Source organism: Pseudomonas sp. AC112 (assembly GCF_979253545.1).
This window is the reverse complement of sequence record NZ_CEEDCM010000001.1, coordinates 6242187-6262765: the sequence shown is the minus strand read 5'-3', so window position 1 is coordinate 6262765 and position 20579 is coordinate 6242187. Positions and strand designations below refer to the sequence as shown.

The window sequence follows — 20579 nt, the reverse complement described above, 5'->3', positions numbered from 1 at the left end:
CACTGCCGCCATGCTGGACCCCTCATTGCAGAGGAGTCGCCCCATGGCACCACGATTGATCCGCTCCAAACCGCTGTTGGCCTTGTCATTGCTGGCGGCCGCGCTGTTCAGCCAGGGCGTGCTGGCCGATAACGAAGGCCTGGCCGTGACCCCGACGGAGGTCACCGTTGGCCAGTTGCACTCGGCCACAGGCACCATGGCGATTTCCGAAACCGGCTCGATCCAGGCCGAACGCCTGGCCATCGAACAGATCAACGCTTCGGGCGGGATCCTGGGACGGCAGATCAAGGTGATCCAGGAAGACGGTGCGTCCGACTGGCCGACCTTCGCCGAAAAAGCCAAGAAGCTGCTGGTCAACGACAAGGTTGCCGCCGTGTTCGGCTGCTGGACATCGGCCTCGCGCAAAGCCGTGCTGCCGATCTTCGAGAAAGAAAACGGCCTGCTCTACTACCCGACCTTCTATGAAGGCCTGGAACAGTCGAAAAACGTGATCTACACCGGCCAGGAAGCCACCCAGCAGATCCTCGCCAGCCTCGACTGGATCGCCAAGACCAAGGGCGCCAAGACCTTCTACCTGGTCGGCTCCGACTATATCTGGCCGCGCACCTCGATGAAGATCGCGCGCAAGCACATCGAAAACGTCCTGCACGGCACCGTGGTCGGCGAAGACTACTACCCGTTGGGCAACACCCAGTTCGGCTCGCTGATCAACAAGGTCAAGCTGAAAAAGCCTGACGTGGTGTTCGCGGCCGTGGTGGGTGGCTCCAACGTGGCGTTCTACAAGCAACTCAACGCGGCGGGCGTGAACTCGTCCAAGCAGACCTTGCTGACCCTGTCGGTGACTGAGGACGAACTGCTCGGCATCGGCGGTGAAAACATGGCCGGTTTCTATGCCTCGATGAAGTACTTCCAGAGCCTGGACAACCCGAACAACAAAGCCTTCGTCGAGGCCTTCAAGGCCAAATATGGCAAGGACGCCGTGATCGGCGATGTGACCCAGGCGGCCTACCTCGGCCCATGGCTATGGAAAGCGGCGGTGGAGAAAGCGGGCAGTTTCGACGTGGATAAAGTCGTGGCCGCATCGCCTGGCATCGAACTGAAAACCGCGCCGGAAGGCTACGTGAAGATCCACGAGAACCACCACCTGTGGAGCAAGTCGCGCATTGGTGAGGTGCAGCCCAACGGCCAGTTCAAGGTGATCTACGAGTCGGATCTGATCGAGCCGAACCCGTTCCCTAAAGGCTACCAATAACCTTTCCCCCTTAGGAGCCGGCTTGCCGGCGATGGCATCCCCTTGGTGCAACTGCAATACCGAGGTGCCTGGATCGCCGGCAAGCCGGCTCCTACAGGTCTGTTTTCAACCTGGCTCTCAGGAGACCATCATCATGGAATGGCTATCGGAATTTGGAGCCATCGCGGCGATGCAGGGGTTCAACGGCTTGTCCGTGTTCTGCGTGCTGTTGCTGATGGCATTGGGGCTGGCGATCATTTTCGGCCAGATGGGCGTGATCAACATGGCCCATGGGGAGTTCCTGACCATCGGCGCCTACACCACGTATGTGTGTTCGAGCCTTACGGCGCACTTTGCACCGAGCTTCCAACCCTATTACTTCTTCTTCGCCATTGCCCTGTCATTCCTCGTCGCCGGCGCCATTGGCTGGCTGGTGGAATGGGCGATGATCAGCCGCTTGTACAAGCGCCCGCTGGACACCTTACTCGCCACCTGGGGCCTGTCGCTGGTGATGCAGCAGACCTTCCGTTCGGTGTTCGGCGCCCGCGAAGTCAGCGCCGAACCGCCGGCCTGGCTGATGGGCTCGGTGAACTTCACCGATGCCATCGAGATCCCGCGCAACGGCCTGTTCATGATGGCCCTGACCTTGCTGCTCACTGCGGCGATCTTCCTGATGCTCTACCGCTCGCGCTGGGGCCTGCAGGTGCGCGCTACGGTGCAGAACCGCTTGATGAGCCGTGCCGTGGGCATCAATACACGCAAGGTCGACCGCATGACCTTCGCCCTCGGTTGCGGCGTCGCCGGGGTGGCCGGTGCGGCGTTCACTACCATCGGCTCCACCGGGCCGACGGCGGGTTCGCAGTACATCGTCGACACCTTCCTGGTGGTGGTGTTCGGCGGCGCGCAAAGCCTGTTTGGCACCATCGCCTCGGCCTTTGTGATTGCCCAGACGCAATCGCTGTCGGAGTTTTTCCTCAGTGGCTCGATGGCCAAGGTACTCACCTTGTCCTCGGTGATTCTGATCCTGATGCTGCGCCCGCAAGGGTTGTTTTCCATCAAAGTGCGCAAGTAGAGGCGACCGGATGAAGGCTCTAGACAAGCTGCTGGGCGGCCAGCAAAACCTGATCGGCATCGTGTTGCTGGCGCTGTTGATCCTGGTGGTATTCCCCCTGACCCTGGATGCGTTCCGCCTGAACATGGTCGGCAAATACCTGACCTACGCGTTTGTCGCGGTCGGCCTGGTGTTGTGCTGGGGCTATGGCGGCATTCTCAGCCTGGGGCAGGGCGTGTTCTTCGGGGTGGGTGGCTACTGCATGGCGATGTTCCTCAAGCTTGAGGCCTCGGACCCGGAGAGCACCAAGATCCAATCCACACCGGGCATCCCGGACTTCATGGACTGGAACCAGATCACCGAACTGCCGTGGTTGTGGCAACCGTTCCACAGCTTCAGCTTCACCCTGGTGGCGGTGATCGCGGTGCCGGTGCTGCTCGCGTTCATCATCGGCATGGCGCTGTTCAAGCGGCGCGTGGGCGATGTGTATTTCTCCATCGTCACCCAGGCGATTGCGTTGATCCTGACGGTGCTGATCGTCGGCCAACAGGGCCTGACCGGTGGCGTCAACGGCATCACCGACCTCAAGACCCTGCTTGGCTGGGACCTGCGCACCGACAGCGCAAAGATGATCCTGTACTTCATCAACGCCGGGTTGCTGTTCGGCTGCATCTTCATTGGCCGGTTCATCCTCGCGTCCAAGCTTGGCCGGTTGTTGATGGCGATGCGCGACAAGGAAGAACGCGTGCGTTTTTCCGGGTATGACGTGGCCAGCTTCAAGATCTTCGTGTTCTGCGTGGCCGCCGCGTTCTCGGCGATTGGCGGGGCGATGTTTGCCTTGCAGGTGGGCTTTATGTCGCCGTCGTTCGTGGGCATCGTGCCGTCGATCGAGATGGTGATCTTTGCGGCGGTGGGCGGGCGCATGTCGCTGCTCGGCGCGGTGTATGGCGCGCTGCTGGTGAACTACGGCAAGACCTACTTTTCCGAGTCCTTCCCCGAGTTGTGGTTGTACCTGATGGGCGGGCTGTTCATTGCGGTGGTGATGTACTTCCCCAACGGCCTGGCTGGTTTGTGGGACAGCCACGGGCGCCAGGCGCTGGCCAAAGTGCTGCGGCGTAAACCCCTGGTGGCGACCCCGGCGCACCCGCCGGTTAAACCCAAGGCCAACAGCAAGATCCTGGAGACCCAGCCATGACCGCCGTCGGCTTCGAAATGAAAAAACCGGTGCTGGCCATCGAAGGCCTCACCGTGTCGTTCGACGGCTTCAAGGCGGTCGATAACCTCAACCTGTATATCGACCGCAATGAAGTGCGCGTGGTGATCGGTCCCAATGGCGCCGGCAAGACCACCGTGCTTGACCTGATCTGCGGCAAGACCCGCGCCACCAGCGGCAGCATCCAGTTCGACGGCCAGGAACTGACCAAGATGCGCGAGTACAACATCGTGCGTGCCGGTGTGGGCCGCAAGTTCCAGAACCCGTCGATCTACGAAAACCTCACGGTGTTCGAGAACCTGGAGATGTCTTACCCGGCCGGGCGCAAGGTATGGGGTGCGTTGTTCTTCAAGCGCAACGCCCAGGTGATCGCACGGGTGGAGGCGGTGGCGCGGGAGATTTTCCTTGGCGACCTGCTGCAACAACAGGCCGACCTGCTGTCCCACGGGCAGAAGCAGTGGCTGGAGATTGGCATGCTGCTGATGCAGGACCCCGAGTTATTGATGTTGGATGAGCCGGTGGCGGGCATGAGCGTCAACGAGCGCGCGCAAACCGCCGAACTGCTCAACCGCATCAGCCAGGGCCGTTCGGTGCTGGTGATCGAGCACGACATGGAGTTCGTCAAAAGCATCGCCCACAAGGTCACGGTGCTGCACCAGGGCAAGGTGCTGGCCGAGGGCAGCATGGAGTCGGTGCAAAGCAACCCGAAAGTCATCGAAGTGTATTTGGGCCACTGAGGAGCCGCGCATGTTCAAGATCGACCAGTTGTCCTGCGGCTACGGGCAGAGCCAGATCCTCCACGACCTGGACCTGAACGTCGCCAAGCGCGAGATCGTCGCGGTGATGGGCCGCAATGGCATGGGCAAGACCACCTTGTTCAAGAGCCTGATGGGCATCCTCCCGCAGTGGAAAGGCCAGGTGAGTGTGGACGGGCACGATGTGTCGGCGCTGGAAACCCATGCGCGGGTGGAGCGTGGCATCGCCTATGTGCCCCAGGGCCGCATGATTTTCCCGAGCATGACGGTGCTGGAAAACATCCAGACCGGCCTGCCGGCGTCGGCGCGAGGCAAGGTGCCCGAGGATTTGTACGCGCTGTTCCCGGTGCTCTACGACATGCAATCGCGCAAGGGCGGCAACCTGTCTGGCGGGCAGCAACAGCAGTTGGCGATTGCCCGGGCGTTGGCCACCAACCCCAAGGTGCTGTTGCTGGATGAACCGACCGAGGGCATCCAGCCTTCGATCATCAAGGACATCGCGCGCACGCTGAAGGAGATTCGCAACCTGCGCGACTTGACCATCGTGGTCTCCGAGCAGGTGCTGTCGTTCACCCTGGAAATTGCCGATCGTTTCCTAGTGATCGAGAAAGGGCGATTTGTGATTGAGGAAACCCGGGATCGAGTGGATGAAGCAACGATCAGTCGGTATTTATCGGTTTAATCGTCCTGGTTCTTATCGGCTGAAGCGATGTACGGGTAAGTATTCCTGCCTGTCAGAGTCGTAGTGACCTGCACGTAACGGAACCATTTCTTCGCCTATTGCCACAGATTGAGGCTGATCAAATGCCGGTTCAGGCGTTGGTCACGTTCTGTGCATTTACTATTTGAGGTGTTGCGATGATAAATACTCCGTTCGGTCAACCGACGCCGGTTCACTACCCGCAATCTCCCCTCGCGTTCGGTAGGACCGGGTTTGGTAATCAGCCTGGTATGAATCCACCCATGATGGACTATCGCGGAGCCCCCCATTCAGTGGTGGCGCGGGAATTTGCCGGTGCCTACCCTTATTTTCAGGGAGAGTCCGGTTTCGTCACGCGGGACGTTCTTCAGCACGCTGCCAACCGTCCTTTGACCGGCAACCCGGTAGACGACCCGATGACCCGACTGGCCAGGGAGATACTCGGCCGGCCTGGGATGAGTAGCTTGCTCGATGGCGTCAACCATGGCGGTCATGAAGACGGGCTGATCAGCCTGGGAGATGCTCATGCAGCGGTCGACATGTACGAAGCGGACGAATCCTCTCGCTCACAGAATGAACCGATGGCATATAACGCTGGCGCACGGGCCGGCTATGAGCGGTATTCCGGTGGCATGCAGCGCCATCGTGTTGAAAATGGATATGGTGAGAGGGGGGGCTACACTCGTCACCCGGTATTCGACAACCCTGCAGTCGGTCAGCCGTTCTCCAGGGGTGCGTATGAGCCGTCGTATGACGGCCGCATGGGTCCACAGAATAATGCGCTCGCTAATGACTTCAAGTGCGCCAAAGACTCGGATCTGGCGACGGAGCTGGGCAATAACTTTGATTACTTCAAACCTAACGAGCTAGGCAAAATAACTCAGAACTCGCTTCGTGAAGTCGCAGGTCGGCCTTTGACTGGCAATCCGGTAGATGACCGGATGACCCTCCTGGGCAGGGAAATCCTCAGTCGACCAGAATTCAATAGAAAACTGGATTCCGACCACGATGCTGACAAACCTGACGGCATAGTTGGGCGCGACACCATTGAAAGGCTGTCCAGTCAGAAGGCTGAGCCAAACTATGAAAAAATGAATGATATGGAATTGCTTGAAGCGGTGAAGGAGAAGTTCCAACAGTACGAGGGGGCAAAAGGCTATATCAACTTCGATAGTCTGAGGGAAGCGGCTGCAGAGTCGCCGCCCACGGATCGAACTCGACTCGCATCTGCATTGCTCCATCGTCCGGGCCTGATGAAAGAAGTCGATATTGGCACTAAAGGCAATGGCGTCAGGGGCGCGGAAGATCAAAGGTTTGATAGGGTCAATGTCGACTACGTAATTGCCGGAAAAAAAGTGCACTCGTCGACCGGTTGAGTGTGGTCCGGTGCAGCTCAGGCCATGGTCTGCACCGTTAACTTGAGAGCACCGGCTCACCGGTCGTGCGCACGCCTCAATAGCGCAGCGTGCAGTGATCAGCCAGGGTTGATCATCCTTTCCGGCCGCACCCGTTGCTCGTAGTCTTCGGCGGTGATCAGCCCCAACTGCACCGCCGCCTCCCTCGGTGACAAACCTTCATCCGCTGCCTTGCGGGTGATCTGCGCCACGCGGTCATAACCCAGCACCGGGTTCAGCACCGTCGCCATCAATAACGAATGCTCAACGTTGCGCGCCAGTTGCGGGTGGTTCACCTCCAGGCCGTCCAGCAGCTTGTGGGTGAACAGACTGACGCAGTCGCTGAGCACATCGATCGAGTGCAGCAGGTTGTGGATCAGCACCGGTTTGGCCACGTTCAATTCGAAGGTGCTGGACGCCCCCGCCAGGGTAATGGTGGTGTGGTTGCCCATCACCTGCATCGCCGCCTGCACCAGCACCTCGGCGATGGTCGGGTTGCGTTTGCCGGGCATGATCGAGGAGGTCAGGCCATCGTCGGGCACGATCAATTCGCCCAGGCCGCAGCGCGGGCCCGAGCCGAGCAGGCGGATGTCATTGGCGATCTTGGTCAGTGACACCGCCAGCACATTCAGCGCACCGGAGGCCTCTACCAGTGCGTCGTGGGTGCCCATGCCTTCGAACTTGCAAGGGTTGGTTTCGAACGTAATGCCGGTGAGGTGGCTGATTTCCTCGCAGAACGCCAGGTCAAAACCTGCCGGTGTATTCAGCCCGGTGCCTACCGCCGTGCCGCCCTGGGGCAGCAGAAGCAGGCGCGGCATGCAGGCTTCGATGCGCGCGATGCCGTGCTGGATCTGCTGGGCAAACGCGCCGAAGGCCTGGCCCTGGCTCATGGGCACCGCATCCATCAGGTGGGTTCGGCCGATTTTCAGCACCTCCCGCCAGGCGTCGGCCTTGGCGGTCAGTGCTTCGGCCAGTTGTCCGAGGGCAGGCAGCAGGCGGCCACGCAGTTCCAGCACGGTGGTCAGGTGCATCACCGTGGGGAAGCTGTCGTTGGACGACTGCGAGCGGTTCACATGGTCGTTGGGGTGCACCGGCGACTTGCTCCCCAGTTCGCCGCCGAGCGCGAGGTTGGCGCGGTTGGCGATCACCTCGTTGGCGTTCATGTTGGTCTGGGTGCCGGAGCCGGTTTGCCAGATCGACAGCGGAAAGTGGTGGTCAAGGTCGCCCCTGGCCAACTCTTCGGCGGCCTGGTCGATCGCATGCGCCAGGGCCGGCGCCAGGGCGCCAAGGCGCGCATTGGCGCGGGCACACGCACGTTTCTGCTGGCCAAAGGCGCGGATCAGGCAGGTAGGGAACGGCTGTTTGGCGCCGAACACCTCCAATGCCCGCTGGGTTTGTGCGCCCCAGTAACGGTCGGCCGGTATGGACACCGGGCCGAACGCGTCGTGTTCGATTCGCAGAGTGGTCATCACGAGGCTCCGTTAAAGCGCAGCGCCGGCGGCACGGCCGAGTACGCGTTGGTATTCATCCTGGGCGGTCTGCTGGGAGAACTCGCCGGACCATTTCGACACCACTACCGTCGCCACGCTGTTGCCGATGGTGTTGCAGGTGGCGATGGCCATCGACATGAAGCGGTACACGCCAAACAGCAGCGCCAGGCCTTCTGCCGGCAGCACGCCGATGGCGGTCACCGTCGCGGCGAACACCACGAAGCTGCCACCCGACACCGCCGCCGCGCCCTTGGAAGTCACCAGCATGATCGCGATGATGCCCAACTGTTGTTCCCAGCTCAGCGGCACCCCGTAGGCATTGGCGATGAACAGCACGCACAGCGACATGTAGATCGAAGTGCCGTCGAGGTTGAACGCGTAGCCGGTGGGCAGTACCAGGCCGACGCTTTGCTTGGAGCAGCCGAACTTCTCGAGTTTTTGCAGCAGGCGCGGCAGGGCGCTTTCCGACGAGGCGGTGCCGAGCACGATGAAGATTTCATCCTTGATGTAGGTGAGGAAGCGCCACAGGCTGAAGCCGCTCAACCGACACACGGCGCCCAGCACCACAAAGATGAAGAACGCGATGCCGACATAGAACATCAACACCAGGTTGGCCAGGGACATCAGCACCGCCGTGCCGTTGCTGCCCACTGCATACGCTACCGAGCCGAAGGCACCCAGGGGCGCGAACTTCATGATCAGGTTGATAAACTCGAAGAAGCACTCGGAGATGCGGTTCAGGCCATCTTCGATCACTTCGCGGCGCTCGGGCTTCAACGCCAGCAGGGCGAAGCCGAACAGCACGGAGATCACCAGCACTTGCAGTAACTGGCCGCCGGCGAAGGCACCGACGAAGTTGTCCGGGAAGATGCCGTAGATAAAGTCCATGGTCGACGCGGGCGCATGCCCCTTGGCAACGGCGGCACTCGCGGCGGCCGCGGCGGCGCTGCTTGGGTGGGCGTCGTGCATGCCGGAGCCGATCTGCAGCAGGTTGCCCCACAACAGGCCGATGGCCAGGGCGATGGTGGAGACCACTTCGAAGTAGATCAAGGCGCGCAGGCCGACCTTGCCGACGCGTTTGATATCACCGGCCGAAGCGATGCCGTGGACCACGGTGAAAAACACCAGCGGCGCGACAGCGGTCTTGATCAGCTTGAGGAAAATGTCGCCGAGGATCTTGAAACTGGCGGCCAGCTCCGGGGCGAGAAAGCCGAAGGCAATGCCGAGGAACATGGCGGCGACGACCTGAAAGGTCAGGTCCTTGTAGAGCGGTTTTTTTGCGGGGGTGGATGACATGTCTGTGATCTCATTGTTGTTATGGTTCGGTGTGACGCTGGAGATCCCACAGTTAGATCTCCATTGGATTTGGGATCAGCGTTTGACTGGGCCGGGGCGCGCCAGCGCGATATCCACCATTTGCGGCGCCAGCCCCAGGTAGTTGGCCGGGTCGGTCAGGCGCTGCAGATCGGCCAGGTCCAGTTGCGCAGTGGCTTCACCCTGGGCGAGCAGGGCGTCGAGCAGGCTGGTGCCCTGGTCATTGGCCATGCGGCAGGCGGCATACACCACGTCATGGGCCACTTGGCGGCCGAGGGCCGGGGCGAGGCCCATCATCACGGCTTCGGCGACGATCAGGCCCTGGGTCATGTCGAGGTTTTTGCGCATGCGTTCGGGGCGCACTTCCAGGCCGGCGAGCATGAAGGTCGCCTGGCCCAGGGACGCGGCGCTGAGGGCGAAGGCTTCGGGGATGGCGATCCACTCCGCCTGCCACGGGCCGGTGGAACGTTCGAAATCCTGGATCATCGCGTCGAGCATCAGCCCGGCGTGTTGGCGTACGCCCTTGGCAGCGGCATACATCAGCTCGCAGGAAATCGGGTTGCGCTTCTGCGGCATGGTGCTGCTGGCGCCACGGCCCTTGACGAAAGGTTCATACACTTCACCCAGCTCGCTGGTCATCATCATCATGATGTCGAGGGCGATCTTGCCCAGGGAACCGGTGACCAGGCCGAGAAAGTTCAGGGTCTCGGCCAGCCCATCGCGGGCCACATGCCAGGTGGCTTGCGGTACGCCCAGGCCGAGTTCAGCCATCAACGCTTCCTGCACCTCCAGTCCCTTGTCGCCCAGAGAGGCAAGGGTGCCGGCGGCCCCGGCGAACTGGCCGATTTCAACGCGTGGCCGCAGTTGCACCAGGCGCTCGGCGTGGCGGTCGAACATGCTCAGCCACACCGCGCACTTGTAGCCGAAGGTGATCGGCAGCGCGTGCTGCAAGTGCGTGCGACCGGCCATGGGCGTATCGCGATAGCGCTCGGCCAGGCCGGCGAGCAGGCCGCGCACGGTCTGGATGTCCCGCTCGACGATGGCCAGCGCGGCGCGTACCTGCAGGACCACGGCGGTGTCCATGATGTCCTGGGTGGTCGCGCCCCAATGCACATAGCGGCCGGCGTCGCCGCAGATGTTCGACAGTTGCTCCACCAGCGGCAGGATCGGGTAGCCGACGATTTCGGTCTCGTGCTGCATCAGCGCCAGGTCCAGCGCCTCGTACTGCGACAGCGCGGCGATCTGTTCGGCGGCGTCCGCCGGGATCACGCCGCAACGCGCTTCGGCGCGGGCCAGGGCCACTTCCACTTCGATGTAGCGTTCGATCAGGGCTTTATCGGAGAACACGCCGCGCATTTCGGCGGTGCCGAACATGTCGCGGAACAGGGCGGAATCAAAAACGGTACTCGACATGGGAAAATCCTAATTGTTATTTTTAAACCATACATATTTAATATGTCCGTACATTATGATTACGCCTGTGCTGATACACTGTCAACTCGACAACGAGGGTAAAAATGGAAAGCGTGAGCCAGAGGCGTTATGCGGCGGTTGCCAAGGACTTGATCGACCAGATTGGCAGCGGCCATTACCCGGTAGGGTCGTTGTTGCCGACGGAATTCGAACTCTGCTCGCTGTATGCGGTGAGCCGGCACACTGTGCGCGCGGCCATCGACCAGTTGCAGGGCCAAGGCATGGTCTCGCGGCGCAAGCGTGTGGGCACCCGGGTTGAAGCCGCTTCGCCCCAGGGTGGGTATTCCCAGGCGATGGCATCGGTGGCCGACCTGGTGCAAGTGGCCGAAACCCATATCCGTGATATCCAGGCGGTGCGCGAGTTCGTCGCCGATATCGCCCTGGCCCGGCGCCTGGGGCTGGAGCCGGGCGGGCATTACTTCTGCGTGTCGAGCATCAAGGTCGATGCCAGCGCCGGCAACGCCCCGTTGTGCTGGACCGACGTGTACGCCGAGCAGGCCTTTGCCGAGGTGGTTCCCGCAGCACGCAAGCACCCGGACGAACTGATCGCCGCGCTGATCGGCAAGGCGTTCTCGCGGCATATCGATGTGGTGGACCAGCAGGTGCGCCCGGTGCAACTGTCGGCCGAATTGGCTGCCAGCCTCAAGGCGCAGGGCGGCGCGCTGGGGCTGAACATCATCCGCCAGTACCGTGACGAGGCCGGTGGGGTGATTGCGGTGTCGGAAACGGTCTACCCGGCAGACCGTTTCACCCTGACCATGCAGATGAAGCGCGACAAGGTCTGACCCCCATACGTCATCCAACGTATTTCCCGTTTTCCCTGGCCACCTGAGACTGGATCGCACGCACCCCGTCATCCGTCCAGGAGCCAGTCCATGACTGAAACGCTGATCAAAGTCGACCTCAACCAGCCTGTCACCGAGAACGAACAGATCCATAACCGCTGGCACCCGGATATTCCGATGGCCTGCTGGGTCAAGCCGGGCGATGACTTCATCCTCGAGACCTACGACTGGACCGCCGGCGCGATCAAGAACAACGACGACGCCAGTGATGTGCGCGATGTGGACCTGTCGACCGTGCACTACCTGTCGGGCCCGGTGGGTGTGCACGGCGCCGAGCCGGGGGACTTGCTGGTGGTGGACTTGCTGGATATCGGCGCCAAGGCCGACTCCCAGTGGGGCTTCAACGGGTTCTTCTCGCGGCAGAACGGCGGTGGCTTTCTTACCGATCACTTCCCCAGCGCGCAAAAAGCCATCTGGGATTTCAAAGGCATGTTCACAAGTTCGCGGCACATTCCCGGGGTGAACTTTGCCGGGCTGATCCATCCCGGCCTGATTGGCTGCCTGCCCGACCCGGTGATGCTCGCCGACTGGAACCGCCGCGAACAGGAACTGATCGACACCAACCCCACCCGCGTTCCGCCCCTGGCCAATGCACCGCTGGCCGCCACCGCCCACATGGGCAAGATGAAGGGCCAGGCGCGTGACGATGCCGCGGCGACCGGCGCACGCACAGTGCCGCCGCGCGAGCATGGCGGTAACTGCGATATCAAGGACCTGTCCCGGGGGTCGAAGATCTTCTTCCCGGTCTACGTCAAGGGTGCCGGGCTGTCGGTAGGGGACCTGCACTTCAGCCAGGGTGACGGCGAAATCACCTTCTGCGGCGCCATCGAGATGGCCGGCTGGGTGCACATGAAGGTCGAGCTGATCAAGGGTGGCATGGCCAAGTACGGGATCAAGAACCCGGTATTCAAGCCGAGCCCGATCACGCCGAATTACAAAAACTACCTGATCTTCGAAGGCATCTCCGTGGACGAACAGGGCCAGCAGCATTACCTGGACGTCAACGTCGCCTACCGCCAGGCGTGCCTGAATGCGATCAACTACCTGACCAAGTTCGGCTACTCGCCGGCCCAGGGCTATGCGCTGCTCGGCTCTGCACCGGTGCAAGGGCATATCAGCGGCGTGGTGGACATCCCGAATGCCTGCGCGACCTTGTGGCTGCCGACGGAAATCTTCGAGTTTGATATCAACCCCAACGCGAATGGCCCGACCCAATTCCTCGACGGCAGCATCGACCTGCCCATCGCCCCGGACCTGTAGCCATGCCGACCTACGAATACGCCTGCGACACCTGCGGCACCTTCACAATGCTGCGCCCGATTGCCCAGCGCAACGAACCCAGCCAGTGCCCTTATTGCGAAGGGCCGGGTGGGCAGTTGCGGGTGTCGGCCCCGGCGCTGCAAACCTTGTCGGCCCAGCAGCGCAAGGCCATCGCCGGTAACGAGCGCAGCGCCCATGCGCCGCAAACCGTTGGCGAATACCAGGACAGCCGCAAACACCCGGCCGGGTGCAGTTGCTGCGGTACCCGCAAGCAGGTCGAGCCCAGCAAGGCCAACCCCTTGGGGCTCAAGACCCGCACCGGCCCACGGCCGTGGATGATCAGTCACTAGAACAGGAGCGTTGCAATGCGCCATGGCGACATTTCCAGCAGCCCGGACACCGTCGGTGTAGCGGTGGTGAACTACAAGATGCCGCGCCTGCACAGCAAGGCCGAGGTCATCGACAACGCACAGAAGATCGCCGAGATCATTGTCGGCATGAAGCAAGGCTTGCCCGGCATGGACCTGGTGGTGTTCCCGGAATACAGCACCATGGGCATCCTGTATGACCACGATGAAATGATGGCGACCGCCGCAAGCATTCCCGGCGAAGAAACCGCGATTTTCTCGGCAGCCTGCCGCCAGGCGGATACCTGGGGCGTGTTCTCCCTGACCGGCGAGCGTCACGAAGAACATCCGCACAAGGCGCCCTACAACACGCTGGTGCTGATCAATAATCTTGGCGAGATCGTGCAGCGCTATCGCAAGTGCATTCCCTGGTGCCCCATCGAGGGTTGGTATCCGGGGGACCGCACGTACGTGTGCGACGGGCCCAAGGGCATGAAGATCAGCCTGATCATCTGCGACGACGGCAACTACCCGGAGATCTGGCGCGACTGCGCGATGAAGGGTGCTGAGTTGATCGTGCGTTGCCAGGGCTACATGTACCCGGCCAAGGAGCAGCAGGTGCAGATGTCCAAGAGCATGGCCTGGGCCAATAACTGCTATGTGGCGGTGGCCAACGCGGCCGGGTTCGACGGCGTGTATTCGTACTTCGGCCACTCGGCGATCATCGGCTTTGACGGGCGCACCCTGGGTGAGTGTGGCGAGGAGGAGATGGGCATCCAGTACGCGCAGTTGTCGGTGTCGCAGATCCGCGATGCGCGGGCCAATGACCAGTCGCAGAACCATCTGTTCAAGCTGCTGCACCGGGGCTACACCGGCATGCACGCCTCGGGGGATGGCGACAAGGGCGTGGCGGATTGTCCGTTCGAGTTCTACCGCACCTGGGTCCTGGATGCACAGAAAGCCCAGGAAAACGTCGAGAAGATCACCCGCAGCACGGTCGGCGTCGCGGAGTGCCCGGTGGGGCAATTGCCCCATGGTGGTCAAGCAAAGACGGCGGGGTAGGGCATGCGCTTTACCTTTGAACCCGCCCAGGTCATGGCCTTGCTGCGCAGCCGGATCGTCGGCCAGGACGCGGCGTTGGCCCAGGTGGAAGGCCTGCTCAAGGTGGTCAAGGCCGATATCGGCGAACGTGACCGCCCGCTGAGCGTCAACCTCTTCATGGGCCCGACCGGGGTCGGCAAGACCGAAATCGTGCGCCTGCTGGCCCAGGCGCTGCAAGGTCGCGCCGATGGTTTCTGCCGCATCGACATGCACACCCTGGCCCAGGAGCATTACGCCGCCGCGCTGACCGGCGCGCCGCCCGGGTATGTGGGCAGCAAGGAGGGCATCAGCCTGTTCAACAGCGAGTTGATCCAGGGCACCTATAGCCGGCCGGGGATCGTGCTCTTCGATGAACTGGAAAAAGCCAGCCAGGAAGTGGTGCGCAGCCTGTTGGGCATTCTGGAAAACGGTCAACTGACCCTGGCCGGTGGCACGCGCACGCTGGACTTTCGCAACAGCCTGATCTTCATGACCAGCAATATCGGCGCGCAACAGGCGCGCCGGCATCGCCTGCGGTTTGCCCAAGGCTGGCGGCGTCTGCTGCGCGTGTGTGTGCGGGGCGAGGCGCAGGTGCTGGAGGAGGCGCTGCATGGGCACTTCGAACCGGAGTTCCTCAACCGCATCGATCGCATCCTGATGTTTGAGCCCATCGACGCGCGGTGGCTGGAAGCACTGCTGGAGGTGGAACTTGCCAAGCTCAACCAGCGCCTGGCGGCGCATCAACGTTCATTGGTGCTGGATGAGCAGGCGCGCGCCTGGCTGTGTCGTCAACATGACACGCGATTCGGCGCGAGGGCGCTGACCAGACGCTTGCGCGTCGAACTGGAACCGGCGATTGCCGAATGCCTGTTGCAAGGTCAGGCCCGGCACCTGAGTGCGACGGTGCGCGGCGCTTGTCTGGTGGTTGAACCCGAAAGCACAGGAAGATGGGATCCACTTCCGGTATAACCCTCGGACGCTTTAGTTTTCCGAGGCCCCGTTTTTCATGCAAAGCCCCTTGCAACGACCGCTGTGGCAGATCTACCTGATCTTTCTCGCCCCCATGGTGCTGTCCAACTTCCTGCAAAGTTTTTCCGGCACGCTCAACGGCATCTATGTCGGGCAGATGCTCGGCACCCAGGCGCTGGCCGCGGTGTCGGGCATGTTTCCCATCGTGTTTTTCTTCATTGCCCTGGTGATCGGCCTGGGGGCGGGCGCCTCGGTGCTGATCGGCCAGGCCTGGGGCGCGCAGGAAACGGGGATGGTCAAGGTGATTACCGGTGCGACCCTGACCCTCGGCGCACTGGTCGGCCTGATTGCCGCAGTGTTGGGCAGCCTGTTTGCGCGTCCGGCGTTGCAGGCGCTGGGCACGCCGGTGGACGTGCTCGACGATGCGGTCGGCTATGCCCAGAAGATGATGCTGATCATGCCGTTGCTGCTGGTGTTCATCCTCTACACCCAGTTACTGCGCGGCGTCAGCGACACGATCTCACCGTTGCTGGCATTGATGGTCTCGACCCTGGTCGGCCTGCTGCTGACCCCGGCGCTGATTCGCGGCTGGGTCGGCTTGCCGCCCATGGGCATCCAGAGCGCGGTGTATGCAGGGTTGGTGGGCAACACGTTGGCCATGCTGTTTTTGGTCTTGCGCCTTCGGCATAAAAACCATGTGATGGCGCCGGACCGCGAACTGCTCGCGGCCTTGCGCCTGGACCCTGTGATTCTCGGCAAAGTCCTGCGCATCGGCTTGCCTACCGGCCTGCAGATGGTGGTGCTGTCGCTGTCGGAATTGGTCATCCTCGCCCTGGTCAACGGCCATGGGTCGCAGGCCACGGCGGCCTATGGCGCAGTGACGCAGATCGTCAACTACGTGCAGTTCCCGGCGCTGTCGATTGCCATTACCGCCTCGATCCTCGGCGCCCAGGCGATTGGCGCCGGGCGTCTGGAGCGCATCGGGCCGATCCTGCGCACCGGCCTGTTGATCAACACCTGCCTGACCGGTGGCCTGATTGTCCTGGGTTATGTCCTGTCCCACTGGCTGCTCGGCCTGTTCATCACCGATGACGCGGCACGGGTCAATGCCGAACACCTGTTGCACATCATGTTGTGGAGCATTTTGGTCTTCGGCTTCCAGGCCGTGATCGGCGGGATCATGCGCGCCAGCGGCGTGGTGCTGATGCCGGTGATCATCTCGATCTTCTGCGTGCTGTGCGTCGAGCTGCCGATGGCGTACGTGCTCAACGCCCACTTCGGCCTGGAAGGGGTGTGGATGGCCTTTCCGGTGACCTACCTGGCCATGCTGCTATTGCAGACGGCGTATTACCGTTTGGTGTGGCGTCACAAGCAGATCAAGCGGTTGGTGTAAGGCTCAGGCCACGCAACAATAGTTCCAGGCCTTGCAAGCCTTGCTCCAGCCGCTCGTCCGGGTGCTCTTCCCGGGCGATCCACAGGGCAGTATTGACCAGGCTGCCGTTGATCAATTGCGCCAGCGCGGCGCTCGGGGCGGGGTGAATGACACCGGCTTGCATCAGGGCTTCCAACCGATGCTGCATCGACTCGACACAATGGTGCTGGGAGCCGGTATCGCCCAATACGGCCGGCGCATCCTGCAGCACAATGCGCTGGATTTCCCCGTCCTGGGCCATGCGCAAATAAGCGCGGCAACGTTCGCAAAAGCCGCTCCAAGGGTCTGCCGCTTCATCTGAAATGCGCTGCAAACGGCTGTCCATCTCACTGTCAAGCTGGGCAACCACGGCGGCTAACAGCCCCTTCTTGTCACCAAAGTGGTGATACAGCGCTCCGCGCGTCAAGCCGGCGCGGGCGGTAAAATCGTCCATCGATGTGTTCGCATAGCCTTGGGTGGCGAAGGCCTGGCGGGCGCTGGCGATCAGCCTAGCGCGGGTGTCTTCGATCATTTCGGCACGGGCTCGGCTCATGGTTAAGCTCACAATGGGCAAGTGAAAGATTGACATACGTTGCGTATGTTAAGCATGATTTGCCACATACGCACCGTATGTATTTTGCCTCGATGCTTGCAGATAGCAAGTTCCCGGGCGTTCAGGAAGAGGTCAAGCAGGATGGCAAACCCCTACGCCGAGTTGTTCCAGGCCCCCGGTGCCCGGGCCTTTGTACTGGCGGGCATGCTCGCGCGCATGCCCGTGTCGATGACCGGGATAGGCCTGATCACCATGCTGTCGCAGGTGCACGGCGGCTACGGCCTGGCGGGCTCGGTAGCGGCGGTGTTTGCCCTGGCCACGGCGTTTTGCGCGCCGCAGGTTTCACGCCTGGTGGACCGCTACAGCCAGGGCCGGGTGCTGCCGATTGCCGCGCTGATCGGCGGCGGGGCGTTGTTGATGTTGCTGCTGTGTACCCGCTTGCAGGCGCCGAACTGGACGCTGTTTCTGTTCGCGGCCCTGGCCGGTTGCATGCCCAACATGTCGGCCATGGTGCGGGCGCGCTGGACCGAGGTTTACCGAGGCCAGCCCAAGCTGCAGACCGCCTTTGCGCTGGAATCGGTGCTGGACGAGGTGTGCTTCATTATCGGCCCGCCGATTTCGGTGGGGCTGAGCGTGGTGCTGTTCCCGGAAGCGGGGCCCTTGGTGGCGGCGCTGTTGCTGGCGGTGGGCGTCACCACCTTTGTACTGCAGCGCGCGACCGAGCCGCCTGTGCATGCACATCAGGACCACCACGGCCGCTGGCTGATCGCTTCACCCCCGGTGCTGATCCTGATGATCCTGCTGCTGGCCATGGGCGTGATCGTCGGAGTGGTGGACGTGGTCAGCGTCGCCTTTGCCCAGCACCAGGGCCAGCCGGCGGCGGCGAGCATCGTGCTGTCGGTGTATGCCATCGGCTCGTGCCTGGCGGGGCTGGCGTTCGGCACGCTCAAGCTCAAGGCGCCGCTGCCCCGGCAGTTCCTGTACTGCGGCGTGGCTACGGCGCTGACTACCTTGCCGTTGCTGCTGGTGAGCAATATTCCCGGGCTGGCGGTGGCGATCTTTATCTCCGGGCTGTTCTTCGCTCCCACGCTGATCGTATCCATGGCCCTGGTGGAGCGGATCGTACCCGCCAGTCGCCTGACCGAAGGCATGACCTGGCTGATCACCGGCCTCAGCATCGGCGTGGCCATCGGTGCCGCGAGTTCCGGTTGGATGATCGACCACTTCGGCGCCACCAGCGGGTTCTACGTGGCGTTGGCGGCGGGGGCCGTAGTGTTGGGTTCAGCGTTGCTTGGCTATCGGCGCCTGGGCTGAAAGCAGTGCCTGCAGGTGTTGCCCCTGGTGGCCGTAACGTGAGCGGACATACGCCTCAAGTAGCTGAATGAAATCCGTGGCGATGGATTGACCCTTGAGTGTCGTCACGCGCTCGCCATCGATGTAGACCGGGGCCGACGGGTGTTCACCGGCACCTGGCAACGAGATACCGATATCGGCCAGGCGACTTTCACCCGGGCCGTTGACCACGCAGCCCATGACCGCAACCTGCAGGTGTTCGACATCGGGATAGCGGGCGCGCCATACCGGCGTTTGCGTGTGCAGGTAGGCCTCGATCTGTTGCGCCAGTGCCTGGAAAAACACGCTGGTGGTCCGTCCACAACCGGGGCATGCCACCACTTGCGGGGTAAACGCCCGCAAGCCCATGGTTTGCAGGATTTGCTGCGCGACTTGCACTTCACGGTCGCGCGCGCCGCCGGGGTCTGGGGTAAGGGAAATGCGCAAGGTGTCGCCAATGCCTTCCTGCAACAGCACGGCCAGGGCTGCCGTCGAGGCAACGATGCCCTTTGAGCCCATGCCGGCTTCGGTCAGCCCCAGGTGCAAGGGGAAGTCACACCGTGCGGCCAAGCTGCGGTAGACCGCGATGAGGTCCTGCACGTGGCTGACTTTGGCGGATAACACGATATGGTCCGGCGGCAGGCCGACGTCTATTGCTCGCTGGGCATTTTCCAGCGCCGACACCACCAGCGCTTCGCGCATCACCCCGTCTGCCTGCAGTGGTACGGGCAGGGCGGCGTTGGCATCCATCATACGGGCGAGCAGGTCCTGATCCAGGCTGCCCCAGTTGACGCCGATACGCACCGGCTTGTCGTAGCGGCAAGCGATTTCGATCATCTGGCAGAACTGTTCATCGCGGCGTGCGCCCTTGCCGACATTGCCGGGGTTGATCCGGTATTTAGCCAGCGCCTGGGCGCATTCGGGGTAGGCGGCCAGCAGGGAATGGCCATTGAAGTGAAAGTCACCCACCAAGGGGACGTCGATTTTACGGGCGTCCAGCAGCGTCCGTATAGCCGCCACTTGGGCTGCGGCTGCATGGCTGTTGACGGTGATACGCACCAGTTCCGCCCCGGCAAGCGCCAGTTCTTCGACTTGCACCGCCGTGCGCTGGGCATCGGCGGTGTCCGTGTTGGTCATGGCCTGCACCACGATCGGTGCGTCACTGCCCAGCCGCACGGCACCGATATGCACTTGACGGGTAACGCGCCGCAGAACAGGCGTCTTCATGGCAGTTGCCTGAGTGTCAGCCCGGGTGGCGGACGGAATTCGACCCGTTCCTCACGCCCCGGCAGCGTCTGGATCTGCAACGGTGCCAGACTTTTCAGCGCGACCAGAACATCCTTCACCGATGCTTCGGGCGTGGAGGCGCCGGCGGTGATACCGACGGTTGTGTCGGGGGTAAACCAATCGGGCTCAAGGGCACTGCCATCGGCTATCAGATGGCTGGGTGTACCGATGGCATTGCCCAGTGCGCACAAGGTCACGGAATTGGCGCTTTTCTCGCTGCCCACCACCAACAGCACATCAACCTGGGTGCACAGTTCACGCACGGCTTGCTGGCGATTTTGAACGGCGTAGCAAATATCCCGACTGGCCGGCCCAACGATGTGAGGGTAACGCTGCATCAAGGCCGCAACCACCGCGCGGGTATCGTCGACGCTGAGGGTGGTCTGGGTGAGGTAAGCCAGCGGCGTATCGCCGGGGAACCGCAGCGCCGCGACCTGTTCAACGGTCTGGATCAAGGTGACAGGCGCGCCGACCTGGCCCTGTATACCGATGACTTCCGGGTGGCCCGGCTCGCCGATCAATATCAGTTGGTAGCCCTTGGCGACGTACTGGCGTCCATGGTTGTGGACTTTTGTCACCAGCGGACACGTCGCGTCCACAACGTGCAAGTAACGGTCTCGAGCCTGGTTCTCTACCGTGAGGGCAACCCCATGCGCACTGAAAATGGTCACCGCGCCTGGGGGGACTTCGTCGAGTTCTTCGACAAACGTCGCGCCCTGATTCTGTAGCGACTCAACCACATGCCGGTTATGTACGATCTCATGGCGCACGTAGACCGGCGCGCCGAACTGCGCCAAGGCGTGTTCTACCGTATCGATGGCGCGTACAACGCCCGCGCAAAAGCCACGAGGCTGGGCAAGGATTACCTTCATGT

19 protein-coding genes are annotated in these 20579 nt (G+C 62.2%); 13 read left to right on the top strand and 6 right to left on the bottom strand.

Features of this window, described 5'->3' with window-relative positions; genetic code table 11:
* Window positions 1-43 precede the first annotated feature (43 nt).
* The 6 genes from urtA (at window position 44) to AC0IYN_RS28670 (ending at window position 6326) form a co-directional block, all read left to right on the top strand.
* Window positions 44-1252: an urea ABC transporter substrate-binding protein gene (gene urtA / locus AC0IYN_RS28695; protein ID WP_065906042.1), complete on the top strand. Its 1209-nt coding sequence runs from the start codon at window positions 44-46 to the stop codon at window positions 1250-1252.
* Between the two features lie 133 nt (window positions 1253-1385).
* Window positions 1386-2303 carry an urea ABC transporter permease subunit UrtB gene (gene urtB, locus AC0IYN_RS28690; RefSeq protein WP_069023195.1) on the top strand — a complete coding sequence of 306 codons (918 nt, stop codon included), beginning with the start codon at window positions 1386-1388 and terminating at the stop codon, window positions 2301-2303.
* Between the two features lie 10 nt (window positions 2304-2313).
* Window positions 2314-3477: an urea ABC transporter permease subunit UrtC gene (gene urtC / locus AC0IYN_RS28685; RefSeq protein WP_471844439.1), complete on the top strand. Its 1164-nt coding sequence runs from the start codon at window positions 2314-2316 to the stop codon at window positions 3475-3477.
* Window positions 3474-4232, top strand: a complete 759-nt coding sequence (urtD, locus tag AC0IYN_RS28680; RefSeq protein WP_105523748.1) for an urea ABC transporter ATP-binding protein UrtD — start codon at window positions 3474-3476, stop codon at window positions 4230-4232. Before urtC ends, urtD begins: the two co-directional genes overlap by 4 nt.
* 10 nt (window positions 4233-4242) lie before the next feature.
* Window positions 4243-4932, top strand: a complete 690-nt coding sequence (gene urtE, locus AC0IYN_RS28675) for an urea ABC transporter ATP-binding subunit UrtE (protein ID WP_457267017.1) — start codon at window positions 4243-4245, stop codon at window positions 4930-4932.
* A gap of 281 nt (window positions 4933-5213) precedes the next feature.
* Entirely contained in the window at window positions 5214-6326 is a 1113-nt protein-coding gene (locus tag AC0IYN_RS28670; RefSeq protein WP_406597184.1) for a hypothetical protein, read from the top strand.
* Between the two features lie 98 nt (window positions 6327-6424).
* Here the strand turns inward: AC0IYN_RS28670 and AC0IYN_RS28665 are convergent, their stop codons facing one another.
* The 3 genes from AC0IYN_RS28665 to AC0IYN_RS28655 all read right to left on the bottom strand — a co-directional run bounded on the left by AC0IYN_RS28665 (window position 6425) and on the right by AC0IYN_RS28655 (window position 10561).
* The gene (locus AC0IYN_RS28665; protein ID WP_406597185.1) at window positions 6425-7813 is read right to left on the bottom strand and encodes a class II fumarate hydratase; all 1389 of its coding nucleotides are present in this window, start codon (window positions 7811-7813) and stop codon (window positions 6425-6427) included.
* A gap of 12 nt (window positions 7814-7825) precedes the next feature.
* The gene (locus tag AC0IYN_RS28660) at window positions 7826-9130 is read right to left on the bottom strand and encodes a cation:dicarboxylate symporter family transporter (RefSeq protein WP_033897419.1); all 1305 of its coding nucleotides are present in this window, start codon (window positions 9128-9130) and stop codon (window positions 7826-7828) included.
* 75 nt (window positions 9131-9205) lie between these two features.
* A complete protein-coding gene (locus AC0IYN_RS28655) occupies window positions 9206-10561 on the bottom strand; it encodes a class-II fumarase/aspartase family protein (protein WP_406597186.1) in 1356 nt (451 codons plus the stop codon).
* A gap of 113 nt (window positions 10562-10674) precedes the next feature.
* Between AC0IYN_RS28655 and AC0IYN_RS28650 the strand changes: the two genes are divergently transcribed.
* The 6 genes from AC0IYN_RS28650 (at window position 10675) to AC0IYN_RS28625 (ending at window position 16515) form a co-directional block, all read left to right on the top strand.
* Window positions 10675-11406 (top strand): GntR family transcriptional regulator, encoded by a 732-nt coding sequence (locus AC0IYN_RS28650; protein WP_406597214.1) that lies wholly within the window; start codon window positions 10675-10677, stop codon window positions 11404-11406.
* Window positions 11407-11496: 90 nt separating this feature from the next.
* Complete coding sequence (fmdA, locus tag AC0IYN_RS28645) at window positions 11497-12726, top strand: formamidase (protein ID WP_406597187.1); 1230 nt, start codon at window positions 11497-11499, stop codon at window positions 12724-12726.
* A gap of 2 nt (window positions 12727-12728) precedes the next feature.
* On the top strand, window positions 12729-13076 hold the full coding sequence (locus tag AC0IYN_RS28640) for an FmdB family zinc ribbon protein (protein ID WP_457239295.1): 348 nt from the start codon (window positions 12729-12731) through the stop codon (window positions 13074-13076).
* A gap of 15 nt (window positions 13077-13091) precedes the next feature.
* Window positions 13092-14135 carry an aliphatic amidase gene (locus AC0IYN_RS28635; protein WP_406597189.1) on the top strand — a complete coding sequence of 348 codons (1044 nt, stop codon included), beginning with the start codon at window positions 13092-13094 and terminating at the stop codon, window positions 14133-14135.
* Between the two features lie 3 nt (window positions 14136-14138).
* Window positions 14139-15122, top strand: a complete 984-nt coding sequence (locus tag AC0IYN_RS28630) for an AAA family ATPase (protein WP_471844432.1) — start codon at window positions 14139-14141, stop codon at window positions 15120-15122.
* 37 nt (window positions 15123-15159) lie between these two features.
* Entirely contained in the window at window positions 15160-16515 is a 1356-nt protein-coding gene (locus AC0IYN_RS28625; protein WP_406597191.1) for an MATE family efflux transporter, read from the top strand.
* On the opposite strand, the gene AC0IYN_RS28620 is transcribed toward AC0IYN_RS28625, so the two are convergent.
* Window positions 16499-17086: a TetR/AcrR family transcriptional regulator gene (locus AC0IYN_RS28620; protein WP_100491010.1), complete on the bottom strand. Its 588-nt coding sequence runs from the start codon at window positions 17084-17086 to the stop codon at window positions 16499-16501. The genes AC0IYN_RS28625 and AC0IYN_RS28620 overlap by 17 nt on opposite strands.
* A gap of 141 nt (window positions 17087-17227) precedes the next feature.
* Between AC0IYN_RS28620 and AC0IYN_RS28615 the strand changes: the two genes are divergently transcribed.
* The gene (locus AC0IYN_RS28615; RefSeq protein WP_471844428.1) at window positions 17228-18400 is read left to right on the top strand and encodes an MFS transporter; all 1173 of its coding nucleotides are present in this window, start codon (window positions 17228-17230) and stop codon (window positions 18398-18400) included.
* Here AC0IYN_RS28615 and ispG read toward each other — a convergent pair.
* Window positions 18368-19645, bottom strand: coding sequence for a flavodoxin-dependent (E)-4-hydroxy-3-methylbut-2-enyl-diphosphate synthase (ispG, locus tag AC0IYN_RS28610; protein ID WP_471844426.1), 1278 nt, complete (start codon window positions 19643-19645; stop codon window positions 18368-18370). The genes AC0IYN_RS28615 and ispG overlap by 33 nt on opposite strands.
* Window positions 19642-20577: a 4-hydroxy-3-methylbut-2-enyl diphosphate reductase gene (gene ispH / locus AC0IYN_RS28605; RefSeq protein ID WP_406597195.1), complete on the bottom strand. Its 936-nt coding sequence runs from the start codon at window positions 20575-20577 to the stop codon at window positions 19642-19644. Before ispH ends, ispG begins: the two co-directional genes overlap by 4 nt.
* Between the last annotated feature and the right edge of the window lie 2 nt (window positions 20578-20579).